At 71.2% G+C, this 13,206-nt stretch carries 12 protein-coding genes and 1 pseudogene; 8 read left to right on the top strand and 5 right to left on the bottom strand.

Annotated elements, in window-relative coordinates; all coding sequences use genetic code 11:
• Window positions 1-61: 61 nt before the first annotated feature.
• On the top strand, window positions 62-1,513 hold the full coding sequence (locus tag A6V29_RS16030; RefSeq protein ID WP_137161231.1) for an NAD-dependent succinate-semialdehyde dehydrogenase: 1,452 nt from the start codon (window positions 62-64) through the stop codon (window positions 1,511-1,513).
• Window positions 1,514-1,555: 42 nt separating this feature from the next.
• Window positions 1,556-1,744 (top strand): carboxyvinyltransferase, encoded by a 189-nt coding sequence (locus tag A6V29_RS21765; RefSeq protein ID WP_040339447.1) that lies wholly within the window; start codon window positions 1,556-1,558, stop codon window positions 1,742-1,744.
• 311 nt (window positions 1,745-2,055) lie between these two features.
• Here A6V29_RS21765 and A6V29_RS22225 read toward each other — a convergent pair.
• Both A6V29_RS22225 and A6V29_RS16015 read right to left on the bottom strand, forming a co-directional pair.
• Window positions 2,056-2,292 (bottom strand): annotated as a pseudogene (locus tag A6V29_RS22225) (MFS transporter); the annotation flags it as partial.
• 210 nt (window positions 2,293-2,502) lie between these two features.
• Complete coding sequence (locus A6V29_RS16015) at window positions 2,503-2,814, bottom strand: EthD family reductase (RefSeq protein ID WP_040339445.1); 312 nt, start codon at window positions 2,812-2,814, stop codon at window positions 2,503-2,505.
• A gap of 361 nt (window positions 2,815-3,175) precedes the next feature.
• Here A6V29_RS16015 and A6V29_RS16010 point away from each other — a divergent pair, with 361 nt between their 5' ends.
• Window positions 3,176-4,345: an acyl-CoA dehydrogenase family protein gene (locus A6V29_RS16010; protein WP_040339444.1), complete on the top strand. Its 1,170-nt coding sequence runs from the start codon at window positions 3,176-3,178 to the stop codon at window positions 4,343-4,345.
• Window positions 4,342-5,406 carry an MBL fold metallo-hydrolase gene (locus A6V29_RS16005; protein ID WP_200491631.1) on the top strand — a complete coding sequence of 355 codons (1,065 nt, stop codon included), beginning with the start codon at window positions 4,342-4,344 and terminating at the stop codon, window positions 5,404-5,406. The genes A6V29_RS16010 and A6V29_RS16005 overlap by 4 nt, the downstream gene beginning before the upstream one ends.
• Window positions 5,407-5,450: 44 nt before the next feature.
• Here A6V29_RS16005 and A6V29_RS16000 read toward each other — a convergent pair whose 3' ends face one another.
• Window positions 5,451-6,119: a TetR/AcrR family transcriptional regulator gene (locus tag A6V29_RS16000; protein ID WP_081788669.1), complete on the bottom strand. Its 669-nt coding sequence runs from the start codon at window positions 6,117-6,119 to the stop codon at window positions 5,451-5,453.
• Between the two features lie 113 nt (window positions 6,120-6,232).
• On the opposite strand from A6V29_RS16000, the gene A6V29_RS15995 reads away from it, so the two are divergent.
• From A6V29_RS15995 to A6V29_RS15980, 4 genes are all read left to right on the top strand, one after another.
• Window positions 6,233-7,780 (top strand): acyl-CoA synthetase, encoded by a 1,548-nt coding sequence (locus A6V29_RS15995; RefSeq protein ID WP_040339443.1) that lies wholly within the window; start codon window positions 6,233-6,235, stop codon window positions 7,778-7,780.
• 112 nt (window positions 7,781-7,892) lie between these two features.
• Window positions 7,893-8,399, top strand: coding sequence for a PaaI family thioesterase (locus A6V29_RS15990; protein WP_170977905.1), 507 nt, complete (start codon window positions 7,893-7,895; stop codon window positions 8,397-8,399).
• Window positions 8,396-9,469, top strand: coding sequence for a BtrH N-terminal domain-containing protein (locus A6V29_RS15985; protein WP_224499410.1), 1,074 nt, complete (start codon window positions 8,396-8,398; stop codon window positions 9,467-9,469). The genes A6V29_RS15990 and A6V29_RS15985 overlap by 4 nt, the downstream gene beginning before the upstream one ends.
• A 52-nt stretch (window positions 9,470-9,521) precedes the next feature.
• Window positions 9,522-10,250, top strand: a complete 729-nt coding sequence (locus A6V29_RS15980) for a dienelactone hydrolase family protein (RefSeq protein WP_051515988.1) — start codon at window positions 9,522-9,524, stop codon at window positions 10,248-10,250.
• 48 nt (window positions 10,251-10,298) lie between these two features.
• Here the strand turns inward: A6V29_RS15980 and A6V29_RS15975 are convergent, their stop codons facing one another.
• Window positions 10,299-10,730 (bottom strand): hypothetical protein, encoded by a 432-nt coding sequence (locus tag A6V29_RS15975; protein WP_137161230.1) that lies wholly within the window; start codon window positions 10,728-10,730, stop codon window positions 10,299-10,301.
• A complete protein-coding gene (locus A6V29_RS15970) occupies window positions 10,727-13,033 on the bottom strand; it encodes an MMPL family transporter (protein WP_212719481.1) in 2,307 nt (768 codons plus the stop codon). The genes A6V29_RS15975 and A6V29_RS15970 overlap by 4 nt, the downstream gene beginning before the upstream one ends.
• Window positions 13,034-13,206 lie beyond the last annotated feature (173 nt).

Below are 13,206 nucleotides of genomic sequence, written 5' to 3'. Positions count from 1 at the left end.
AGCCGGGCACTCGTGGGGTAGGCCTAGGCGGAACAAGCCCCCCAGAGACGAGGATCACCGCGTGACCGCTACGCAGAACGCCCCCACCACCGCCAGCGACAGCGCCGAGCGGCGCTACGCGACCGTCAACCCGTTCACCGGCGAGACGGAGAAGGAGTACCCCTTCACCGAGACGTCGGAGATCGACGGCATCATCGGCCAGGCGCACACCGCGTACCTGGAGTGGCGCGACCGCTCGGTCGAGGAGCGCGCGGCCGTTGTCCAGAAGGCCGCCGAGCTGCTCGACGAGCGGATCATGGACTTCGCCGCCCTCATCACCAAGGAGATGGGCAAGCGCCGGGACGAGGCCGTCGGCGAGCTCTTCCTCTGCTCGATGATCCTGAAGTACTACGCCGGCAACGGCCCGAAGTTCCTCGAGCCGACCTCGATCGAGCCGATGATGGGCGGCGGAGAGGCCGTCATCGAGACGCGCCCCGTCGGCGTGCTCCTGGCCATCGAGCCGTGGAACTTCCCCTTCTACCAGGTCGTCCGCGTCGCCGGCCCGAACCTGGTGCTGGGCAACACCGTCATCCTCAAGCACTCGGAGATCACCCCGCAGTGCGCCGCGGCGATCGAGCAGCTGTTCCGTGACGCCGGCGCCCCCGAGGGCGCGCTCATCAACACCTTCCTCAAGATCGAGGACGTCGAGCAGGTCATCGCCGACCCCCGCATCCAGGGCGTGACGCTGACCGGCAGCGAGCGGGCCGGCTCGTCGGTCGCCGCCCTGGCCGGCAAGCACCTCAAGAAGTCCGTGCTGGAGCTCGGCGGCAGCGACCCGTTCATCGTCCTCGACGGTGAGAACCTGGAGGCGACCGTCAAGGCGGCCACCGCCGGGCGCATGGGTAACACCGGGCAGGCCTGCACCGCCTCCAAGCGGCTGATCGTCACCGAGGACGCCTACGAGCCCTTCGTCGAGGGCCTGAAGCAGGCATTCGGCATCTTCGCCCCCGGCGACCCGGCCGACCCGGCGACGTCGCTCGCGCCACTGTCGAGCGAGAAGGCGGCCGCGGACCTGCAGGCGCAGATCCAGGACGCCATCGACAAGGGCGCCACCGTCGTCGCGGGCGGCCAGCGCCCCGATCACGCCGGCGCGTTCGTGTCGGCGACGATCCTCACCGACGTCACTCCCGACATGCGGGCCTACCGCGAGGAGCTCTTCGGTCCCGCGGCCGTCGTCTACAAGGTGAAGAACGCCGACGAGGCGGTCGCGCTGGCCAACGACAGCGACTTCGGCCTGGGTGCAACCGTCATGGGCAGCAACCCCGAGGAGGCGCGGTCGGTGGCCGAGCGGCTGGAGGCAGGCATGGTCTGGATCAACCAGCCCACCGGCTCCTCCCCGGAGCTGCCCTTCGGTGGCGTCAAGCGGTCCGGCTACGGCCGCGAGCTCTCCGAGCTGGCCATGTTCGAGTTCGCCAACCGGCGGCTGCTCCGCACGGTCCCGGTCAAGAAGACCGAGAAGCCGCAGGCCGGCTGAGCACGTGCGGGGAGGTGCGGCGCGGGCGGGCAGACTGACCTCGTGAGAGACGTCTGGCCCGCGCCGCACCACCCTGCTCCGGTCGACGCCGTCGTGTCCCTGCCCGGGTCGAAGTCGCTGACCGCCCGGGCACTCGTGCTCGCCGCGCTGGCGGACGGCCCCAGTCGGCTCGTGCACCCCCTCAGGGCGCGCGACACCGACCTCATGGCCGCAGGCCTGGGCGCACTCTGAGTCGGCATCGACGACGTCGACGGCAGCGACTGGCTGGTCGCACCCGGAACGCTCAGCGGTCCGGTCACGGTCGACGCCGGGCTGGCCGGCACGGTGCTGCGGTTCCTCCCCCCGGTGGCCGCCCTCGCCGACGGCCCGGTCACCGTGGACGGCGACCCGCGACCTGCACGACCGCCCCAACGCCGGGCTGATCGACGGCCAGCGCGCGGGCCCGGCCCTCCACGACCAGCCGGCGGATGATCGCCATGCCGGAGGGGGTAGATCGCGGAGCTGCCCAGCGCCTGGACCGCCCGGATGGCCAGGAGCGTGGCGAAGTTCGGGGGAGAGCGGCGCCGCGGGCTGGCCAGGCCGACCAGCGCGAGCCCCGCGAGGAACAGTCGGCGTGGCCCGAACACGTCTCCGAGCCGGCCGGAGACCGGCTGGGCCACCGCGCTGGTCAGGTGGAACAGCGAGATCATCCAGGAGACGCAGGCGAACAACAGCTCGAAGTCCTCCGCCAGCTGGATCAGGGCGACGGCGATCAGCGAGGAATTGAGCGGGTTCAGCACCGTGCCGGAGGCGGTGGCGACGAGCAGGGGCCCGCGTCGCGGCCCCGCTCGCCCCCGGGACCCGGCACCGGAGCCCCCCCACCGGTGCGACGGTAGAGCCGCCGCCGCCTCCCGCGCCCGCCGGCAATGGGAAATCGGTCGAGGGAGCGCAGTCCCCTGGACCGACGCGGGTGCCGTCCCCCGTCGCACCGGAGGACGGCACCCGGCAGCTCAGGGAGTGAAGTCCTCTATGTCGTAGTGGCTCATGCTCGCGCCGCCGGTGGCGAAGTTCGGCACGTCGCCGGCGGCGGCCGTGCCCTCGGGGGACCCCATGCCGGAAGCGAACGCCTCGGCGGAGGCGAAGTCGAGCACGGCAACCAGGTACGGCGCGGTGTCGCCGTCCAGAGCGTTGGCGTGGCCGATGTCGAAGCGCACCACGCCGGGGATCTTCCGTGCGAGCGGGACGTGGACGTCGCGGTAGTGCTGGTCGAACGCAGAAGGGTCCGTCGGACGGCCGTACTGGACGAGCAATCTGTGCGTCATGCGTTCTCCCTACCGCACTGGTGGGCGATCTGGCGGTACTCCCGCTCCCGCAGGACGTGGTGGATCGCGCGTAGTGGAGCCGACATCCGCCACCGCTGCAGCCAGCGCAACCGGAGCCTCTCGGCGCTGCGAGTCCGCTGTCGGAATGGCCGGCGCGAACGATGCGGGTGTTGTGCGCCACATCCACGGACGACTAACCTGACGGTGACGTCAAGTCCTCCGTGGCCGTCCCTACGACCTGCTTGAGGTGTCGTAGTGGCTCACGTCGTTCGAGGCGCGGAGGGTGCATCGCGGCCCTGCTCGACATGCACGCGGCCGCCTGTGTACCAGCTGCGGGAGGACCGACCGGAGGAGAGCAGTCATGAGCCCTACCGACGTCACCGCGCACGCCCCCGACCCATGGAGCACGCCCGAGCGGGTGGCCCTCCGCCGGCTCGCCCGCGACTTCGTGGCCCGGGAGATCGCTCCGAACATGGCCGAGTGGGAACGGGATGGCGAGCTGCCGCGCGATCTGCACCGTAAGGCGGCCGGCGCGGGCCTGCTCGGCGTCGGGTTCGCCGAAGAGGTGGGCGGCAGCGGCGGCAACGCGATCGACTCGGCGGTCATGACCGAGGAGATCCTGCACGGGGGTGGGTCCACAGGTGTCTGTGCCTCGCTGTTCACCCACGGCATCGCCGTGCCGCACATCGCCGCCCACGGCAGCGCCGAGCTGGTCGACCGCTACGTCCGACCCACGCTGGCCGGGGAGCTGATCGGTTCGCTCGCGGTGACCGAGCCCGGCGGGGGCTCGGATGTCGCAAATCTGCGCACCCGGGCCGTGCGCGAAGGCGACGAGTACGTGGTCAACGGAGCCAAGACCTTCATCACCAGCGGGGTCCGCGCCGACTTCGTGACCACCGCTGTGCGCACCGGCGGACCGGGTCACGGCGGTGTCTCGCTGCTCGTCATCGACACGAACACGCCCGGGTTCAGCGTCTCCCGGCGGCTGGACAAGATGGGCTGGCGGTGCAGCGACACAGCCGAGCTGGCCTTCACCGACGTCCGCGTGCCGGCCGCGCAGCTGGTGGGCACAGAGAACTCCGGCTTCGTGCAGATCATGCAGCAGTTCCAGAGCGAGCGGATCGGCCTGGCAGTCCAGGCCTACGCCACCGCGGCCCGCGCCCTGGACCTGGCCCTCGGGTGGGCGCGGGACCGGGAGACCTTCGGGCGGCCGCTCTCCTCTCGACAGGTGATCCGGCACAAGCTCGCCGAGATGGCGCGTCAGGTCGACGTCGCCCGCACCTACACGCGAGCTGTGGCGCAGCGCTACCTGGCCGGGGAGGACGTCGTCACCGAGGTGTCGATGGCGAAGAACACCGCCGTCTACGCCTGTGACTTCGTGGTTGACGAGGCGGTGCAGATCTTCGGCGGCATGGGATACATGCGGGAGTCGGAGGTCGAACGGCACTACCGGGACGCCCGGATACTCGGCATCGGCGGCGGGGCGAACGAGATCATGAACGAGGTCATCAGCAAGCGGATGGGTCTGTGACCGCGGGGTCCGCCGGCCCGTTGTGGGTCACCGGCGTCAAGCAGCAACGGGCGTGGGTCGAAAACGTACTGCCGCCGGTGGAGCGGGTCCAGCAGGGGCTGTGGTCGATCCCGGTGCCCATTCCCGACAGCCCCCTGCGCTACGTCCTCGTCTACGCCCTCGAGCTCGATGACGGGGTGGCACTGATCGACGCCGGGTGGGACACCGACGACGCCTGGCAAGCCCTCACCCAGGGCCTGGCGACGGCGGGGTACGTGGTCGCCGACGTCCGCGGCGTCATGGTGACGCACATCCATCCCGATCACTACGGCCTGGCGGGCCGGGTCCGTGAGGCGTCAGGGGCCTGGGTGGGGCTGCATCCCGACGACGCTGCGCTGCTGCCGGCCCGGTACGGGGCCGGCATCACCGACCTGCTGGAGGGCATGGTCGCACTGCTGCGGAACTGCGGAGTGCCCGAGGACGAGCTCCGGGTCCTGTCCGGGGCCTCGCTGCAGATCGCCGACTACGTCCGCCAGGCCGAACCGGACCGCCTCATCCGCGACGGTGACCGGCTGCCCTTGCCTGGATGGGATCTGCGTGCCGTGCACACTCCCGGCCATTCGCCCGGGCACCTGTGCTTCCACGAGCACCGTCGTCGCCTCCTCTTCTCCGGCGACCACGTCCTGCCCCGCATCACACCCAACATCGGGGTGCACGCGCAGTCGGGCGGCAACCCGCTGGCCGACTTCATCGATTCCGTGGCGCGTGTCGGGGCGCTGGACTCCCACCTGGACGAGGTGCTGCCCGGGCACGAGTACCGCTTCGCCGGTCTGGCGGCGCGCGTGTCGGCGCTGGTGGGCCACCACGACGCCCGACTGCAGGAGATCCACGCTGCTGTGACGACGGCGCCCACGACCTGGGAGCTGACCGCCGCGCTGAGCTGGTCGCGGCCATGGCAGCAGATCTCGGGTTTCATGCGCAGAGCGGCTGTTGCCGAGACCCTGGCGCACCTGGTTCTCCTGGAGAGCAGGGGTCGGGTGCGGCGCAGCCGCGAGACGCCGTGGCATTGGGTGCAGCACTGACCGGCCGGGCCGCCCCGCGCGGTCCCTCGGCGGTCCCAGCAGGGTCAGCCCGCGCCGGGGCTCTCGGCGGTGCCTTCACCGGCGGGTCGGGCCGGCGGCGCCAGACCTATCGCCCCCGCCCACAACCGGGTGAGGACGTCGACGGCGGCGGCTTCGTCGAGTTCTTCCACCGGGTCCTGCCACACGTGGGCGAAGGACTCCACCATCGCGCCCAGCGCGCTGGCCGTCGCCCGCGGTGGCAGCAGCGGGTCGGCCAGGCCCAGCTCCTGCAGCCGGATCAGGCCCTCCATCCCACGCTGGACGAACGACTCACGCATCTCCGAGCGGAGCTGTCGGAAGTCCTCCTGGGTGTCCGCCAGCGAGTCCAGCACTCGGAGGATGCGGGAGTGCCGGGTGACAGCACGCAGGAAGGACCGGTTGGCGGCCTCGATGCGCGCGTACGCAGCTTTGGCCGGCAGGCGGGTACCGATCGAGGTCGCCGAGAAGACCTCTGCGGCGACCTCGCTGACGATCTCGCGGAGCAACGTCTCCTTGGAGTCGAACCACGTGTAGAACGTGCCGTGGGAGACCCCCGCGCGTAAGGCGATGTCATCGATCCCCACGGCGGAGAACCCGCACTCCTCGAACAGCTGCCGTCCGGCCGTCAGCAGTGCGGATCGGGTGCGGCGGCCACGCGCCGTGGCCGGAGGTGACGCAGGTCCTGCCGAGGTCATGCTCCGTCCCTTCCGCCGATGGCCGCGGGCTCCATCTTGACGACACCGTCAAGTTTGGACCAAGCTGCCGTGACCTGGGTCACGGACTGTTGTCCCGACGAAGAGGGTGGCGCATGGACGAGGGAATCGGTGGCTGGGTCGCCACGAGGGCGTTCCTGTCCGGGGACCGGCTCGCACTGGTGGACGGAAACCGGCGCCTCACCTATGCCGAGCTGGACAGGAACATCGATCAGCTGGCCCGAGCGCTGCGTGCGCTCGGGGTCCGCCAAGGGGACCGGGTCGCCGGGCTCCTGCTCAACAGCACAGCGTTCCTCGAGACCATGCTGGCCACCGCGAAGCTGGGGGCTGTGTTCGTGCCCATGAACGTGCGGCTCGGGCCGGCGGAGGTCGCCTACCTCCTGGTCGACTCTGGGTCGGACACCTTCGTGTACTCGGCGCCCCTCGCGCCAGTGGCGCGCGCAGCAGTCACCGCGGACGGGGTGCGGGTCCGGTCCCGCCTGGTCGTCGGCGGAGAGCCCGAGGACGGGGAGCTCGACTACGAGCAGGTGCTGAGCAGCGGCGATCCCCGGCCCGTGGATACCGACGTCGACCGTCGGGACCTGTCCTGTCTGATGTACACGTCCGGGACCACGGGACGTCCCAAGGGGGCGATGCTGACCCACGACAACCACCTGTGGAACGTCGTGAACAGTCTCTCCTTCGGCCGAGGGCTTCGCGAGAGCGACGTCACGGTGACAGTGGCGCCGATGTTCCACATCGGTGGCCTGGGTGTCCACACGCTGCCGCTGCTCTACGTCGGCGGGACCAACGTCCTGCTGCCGTCGTTCGATCCGCTCCGGACCGTGGAGGCCATGTCCCGGGAGCGGACCACCGTGCAGTTCATGGTCCCGGCGATGTGGGCGGCGCTCATGTCGGTGCCCGGTTTGGACGACTTCGACCTGTCGTCGCTGGAGCTGGCAGTGTCCGGGGGAGCGCCGTGCCCGCTGCCGGTCATCGACTTCTTCCAGGGGAAGGGACTGCCCTTCCAGGAGGGCTTCGGGATGACCGAGACAGCGCCCGGTGTGTCAGTGCTGGACGCCGACCACGTCAAGGAGAAGGCGGGTTCCATCGGCCGGCCGATGTTCCACGTCCGGGCGCGCATCGTCGATGACGCCGACAGGGACGTCCGCACCGGGGAGGTCGGAGAGCTCGTGCTGCGCGGACCCAACGTGTTCGCCGGCTACTGGGGTCTACCGGAGGCCACGGCCGAGGCATTCCGCGGTGGGTGGTTCCACACCGGCGACCTCGGGCGCATGGACCCCGAGGGCTTCATGACGCTCGTCGACCGCAAGAAGGACATGATCATCACCGGTGGCGAGAACGTGTACCCCATCGAGGCCGAGCAGGTGCTCTACCGGCATGATTCCGTCCGCGAGGTGGCTGTCGTCGGCGTCCCCCACGACCGCTGGGGGGAGACACCGGTGGCCGTCGTCGCGCTCCAGGACGGCGCCGCGACGACGGCCGAGGAACTGATCGCGTACGCCCGCGAACGGCTCGCACACTTCAAGTGCCCCACGCGGGTCGAGTTCGTCGCCGAGCTCCCGCGCAACGCCACCGGCAAGGTGCTGAAGACGGTGTTGCGGCAGCAGCACGGCGGAGGAGAAGCGGCGGTACACCGCTGAGCACGCCGGTCGGCGACGCCGAAGTTGCCCCCATCCGGCTCGCCGGGACGCACGGGCCGGAGTGTGCACGCGTGAAATCTCAATCAGACGGGTCCGACAGGAGGCAGTGGTGGTGGACGACGTGAATTCGGTGGTCGGCGACTGGGCGCGGGGGTTCGCCGGGCACGACCATGCCCGAGACCTGCCCCCGCACCATCCACGCTGCCTCGGCTGTGGCCCGGAGAACCCACACGGCCACCACCTGCAGGTCTGGCGAGAAGGGGACGCGGTCCGCGCCGAGCACGCCTTCGACGAGCGGCATGTCGGCGCGCCGGGCATCGCGCACGGTGGCGCGGTCGCCACGGTGCTGGACGACCTGTTCGGCTTCCTCCTCTACCGGATCGGGGAGCCCGCTGTCACCCGCCATCTCGAGGTCGGTTACCGGGCGCCGGTGCTGCTCGGAACCCCGTATCTGCTCGAGGCCGGACTACAGCGCCGGGAGGGCAGGAAGCTGTTCGTCCGGGCGCAGGGCACCGACGAGGGGGGCGCGCTCGTCGTCGAAGCGAACGCCGTCTTCGTCGTCGTCGGCCGGGAGCACTTCGCTCGTGGCGGCGGCGACGTGGTGAGGGTGGCACCGTGACCGGGGGACGGCTGCTGGAGGGTTACCCCCACCGCATGGCCGGGCACTGCGGATCCGGAGCCCTGCGGGATCTGCTGGAGTGGGCCGGCCTTGCCTGGGGAGGGGAGGCGGCCGCGGAAGGCCTGGTGTTCGGCCTCGGTGGTGCACTGCACTTCTCGTACATGCGGGTGCCGGGCCTGACCCCGCCGGTCTACCTCGTCGGCAGGGGAGGAGACATGGAGGTGGACCTGCTCGGTCGCCTCGGAGCCGGCGTGGACCTGCGGCGTACCGATGATGAGGCGCTGGGGTGGCAGTGGGTCCGCGACGAGCTGGTCGCCGGCCGGCCCGTCATGGTGTGGGCTGACATCGCCGAGCTCCCTTACCTCCGCGTCCGGCTGCAGATGAGCCGGCACGATGTCGTCATCGTCGGCTACGACGACGAGCGGGAGATCGCCTACGTCGTCGACAACGACCGCGAGGACGTCCAGGAGGTGCCCTACGCGGCGCTGGCCCGGGCGCGCCGCTCGACGGGGTTCCCGGCGCCCACACGGCACGCGACGTTCGCCGTGGAGTGGCCGGAGCGGCTTCCGGACCTGCGCTCCACCGCTGCGGACGCGTTCGCCGCCGCGGGGGCCGGGATGCGCAGCGGGGGTTCCGGGCTGGCGAACCGCCCTGACCTGCCGCCGGGCTCGATCAGTGCAGCCGGGCTGGCCGGCATCCGCCGATTCGCCGACGACCTGGCCCGCTGGCCGCAGGTCCTCGACGACGTGACCCTGGAGTCCGCGCTGGCTGCCCTCCCCGTGTTCATCGAGAAGGCGGGCACCGGGGGTGGGCTGTTCCGTCGGCTGCAGGCCGAGTGCTGCCATGACGTGGCCAGGCGGACGGGGAGCGCGGCGAGCGAACAGGCGGGCCTCGCCTACGACAGGTGCGCCGAAGGCTGGAGCCGGCTGGGCCGGTCTGCCAGAGTCGACACCCCGCTGCCGGACCGGGTCGCTGCCGTGGCGGAGGTGGCCGACCGGTTGCCCGGCCTGGAGGAGGAGGCCGTGGAGTTCCTGGAGGCGGCCGCCGAGGAACTGCGGGCGTCCATGTGACGCCGGGCCTGCCCCACAGCTCATCGACTGGTACTTGACCCCGGAGGCCGTGATGCCCGAGACGACGATCGGCGGGGCCGCGAGCGCCTCGCAGTTGAAGGCCTATCTCGCCGTACCGCCGGTCGGCACGGGCCCGTGGCCCGGCGTCGTGGTGGTGCACGAGGCCTTCGGACTCACCGACGACACCCGGCAGCAGGCCGACCGCCTGGCGGCCGGCGGCTACCTGGCCCTGGCGCCGGACCTGTTCAGCGCCGGGGGAGCTGTCCGCTGCCTTCGCTCGACGTTCCGGACGCTGGCCCGTGGAGAAGGTCCGGCCTTCGACGATCTGGCGGCTGCCCGTTCCTGGCTCACGGGGCGCTCCGACTGCACTGGGAGCGTGGGAATCCTCGGCTTCTGCATGGGGGGCGGCTTCGCCCTGCTCGCAGCCACCCGCGGCTTCGACGCCTCGGCCCCGAACTACGGGCAGATCCCATCGGACCTCGAGCGCGTGCTGCAGGGCGCGTGCCCCGTGGTGGCCAGCTACGGGGGTCGCGACAGGACCCTGCCCGGTGCGGCCGAGCGATTGGACGAGGCCTTGACCGGCCTCGCGGTCGACCACGACGTCAAGGAGTACCCACAGGCCGGCCACTCCTTCATGAACCGGCACAACGCCGGGCCACTCGCCGTCCTCGAGCGGGTGGCCGGCTTCGGCTACCACCATCCATCCGCGGAGGACGCCTGGCGGCGGATCCTCGGCTTCTTCTCCCACCACCTCCACGACGGGGACCCTGCTGCCGGCTGAACCTGCAGAGCGCTCGCCGAGCGGCCGGACGGCCGGCCGCCCGCGGCCCTACGGGCGCCGGCGGGCGAGGCGGCGTAGAAGCAGCCCGGCGGCGGCGGTGGCCGCGATGAGGTCCTGGCTGAGCAGGGCGGCCGGCATGCCCAGGACCCGTTGCGGGATGCGGTGCTGGTCGTAGGGGGACGTCCCGGGCACCAGCAGCGTGAGGTTGAACGGCGCCCAGCGGACGATGGGCAGCAGTGCGGCGGCGACGAGCAGACGCTCGTCGGGCCGATGCTCGTCGCCGGCGGCACGGAGCAGCCAGAGGGCGAGGACTCCCTCCGCCGTCGCACCGAGGACCTCGGAGGTCCCGTGCCACCGGGCGTGCGGACCGTACTCGGGACCGAAGGTGTGGCCGTGGTTCCAGTCGGCGAGCCAAGGGAGGGTCGCCGACGCTACGGCGGATCCGGTGATCAACCGTCGTCCCCACCGCGCGAGGGTCATCGGGATCCTCCCCCCGCGGGGATCGACGCCGGCTCCCGACCAGGCTGATCCGTGGCGGCGGGAACCTCCCCGCGCTCTTCGTCGAGCCGCTGGAGGAGCTTCTCACCTTCGACGTCGAGGTCGGGGAGGAGCCGGTCGAGCCATGCGGGCAGCCACCAGGCCCGGTCGCCGAACATGGCCATGACCGCCGGGACCAGGGTGAGCCGGATCAGGAACGCATCGATCAGGATGCCGACGGCGAGCGCGAAGCCGACCTGCTTGACCGTCGGGTCGGCGTTGAAGATGAAGCCGGCGAAGACCGCAGTCATGATGATCGCCGCAGCGACCACCACGCGGCTCGCCTGGGTGAACCCGTCGGTGACGCTGTCGGCTCCGTGACTTCCGTGGACGTGGGACTCGCGGATCGAGGAGACCAGGAAGATCTGGTAGTCCATCGCCAGCCCGTAGAGCACGCCGGTCGCGATGATCGGGATCACGCTCATCACCACGGTGGTGCTGTCGAGCCCGAACACCTGGTTGAGCCAGCCCCACTGGAAGACGGCCGTCGTCGCCCCGAACGTCGCCAGGATGCTGAGCAGGAACCCGACTGTCGCCTTGATCGGGACGAGGACGGACCGGAACACCAGGAGCAGCACGATCAGCGACAGGCCGAGGACGACCGCCAGGTAGAGGGGCAGCACCTCGGACAGTCGCTCGGACATGTCGATGCCGATGGCTGTCAGGCCGGTGACGCCGAGGGTGACCCCGAGGTCGCCCGCGTACTGCGTCGAGCGGTCGCGGATCTCCGCGACCAGGTCCTCGGTCGCCTCGTCGGTCGGACCCGTGGTCGGAACGACCTGCAGAACCGCGATGGTGCCGTCCTGGCTGGCGCCGGCGGGCATGGTCGTCTGGACGCCCTCGAGCGCGTCGAGGTCTGCCGCCAGTTGCTCCAGAGTCGGCGGCTCGATCGGTGCGCCCGGCTCGGCGGTCCGCACGGCCACGGTCAGCGGCCCGTTGAAGCCTTCGCCGAAGCCCTCGGCGACCACGTCATAACCTTCGCGCTGTGCGCTGCCGCTGCCGTAGCTCTCGGCCGAGGGCATCCCGAGCCGCATGCTGGACAGCGGCAGGGCGAGCAGCGCGGTGACCCCGGTGACCAGGAGGACGGCCGCCCAGCGGTGTCGCACGACGAGCCCGACCCAGCGACGCGCCGGGCTCCGGGAGCGGTCGCCGGGCCGGGCCTGGTGTGCCCGGGCGCGAGGTGAGCAGATGCGTTCCCTGACCAGGCCGAGCAGGGCCGGAAGCAGGGTCAGGGCGACCACGACGGCGATGGCGACTGTCGCGGCGGCGATGAGCGCCATCACCGTCAGCAGTTCGATACCCACGACCAACAGCCCGGTGAGCGCGATGACGACAGTCGTTCCGGCGAAGAACACGGCGCTTCCGGCGGTGCCCACGGCTCGGGCCGCGGCTTCTCCTGCGTCCAGACCGCGGGTCAGGATGAGCCACCGCTGCCGGTTGACGATGAACAGGGCGTAGTCGATGCCTACGGCGAGCCCCAGCATCAGCGCCAGGACCACGGACAAGGAGTTCAGTTCGAACAGGTGGGCCAGCGCGAAGGCGCCGCCGATGCCCGCGCCGACCCCGGCCAGGGCGGTGAGCAGCGGCAGCCCGGCGGCAACCACGGAGCCGAGCGTGACGACGAGGACCAGGGCCGCCACGGCGAGGCCGACGATCTCCCCGATGCCGATGATCTCGGGGATCTCCTGCAGGGTGGCGCCCGGAAGCACGGCCACCCCCGCTTCTTCCGCCGGTGCCTCCGCCGCTGCGACGGTGTCGGCCACGGTGCCCTGGGGGAGCTCGAACAGCTGGTCCTCGAACTGGAACTGGAACAGCGCGACGCGGCCGTCCTCGGACACCATCACGCCCGGGATCGGCCGGCCGTCCACGACCAATGCCCCCGGCGCGACAGCCGCCGCGCCGGGAGGCTGCGGTACGTCGCCCGGGGAACCGGCTGCGGGCGGGCCCCCTGGCTCTCGGGCTCCGGTCAGTTCGGCCGGATCCACGACCGGATCGATCCCGTAGACGCCCTGAACGGCCTCGGCGACCACCGGGGCGAGCCGGTCCGAGTCGAGACGCTCGCCGGACGACGCCTGGAACACCAGCGAACCCTGACCGCCGCTCACTTCCGGGAGTTCCCGGGCCAGTTCGTCGATCACCTCCTGGGCCGGTGTCCCGTCGATGCGGAACTCCGTGCTCAGCTTGGGGGGATTGAGGGCCAGTGCGCCGACGAGCGCGACCAGCAGCACCACCCACACCGCGACCACACGGAACGGGTGCCGATACGTCGCCCGCCCCACCCTGTACAGCAATGTCGACACCGCAGCCCCCAGAGCCGGTCAGTGCGTCACGGCTCTCATGAGGGCACCGTGCAAGAAAGCGGAAGTGATAGGGAGCTATCGTATGCACGGAATGCCCTGGCGGTCAAGTCCCCGGGCGT

This window comes from Blastococcus sp. CCUG 61487 (assembly GCF_005222955.1).
In the GTDB taxonomy this organism is placed as follows: Bacteria; Actinomycetota; Actinomycetes; order Mycobacteriales; family Geodermatophilaceae; genus Blastococcus.
This window is presented reverse-complemented; position numbering and strand designations above follow the sequence as displayed.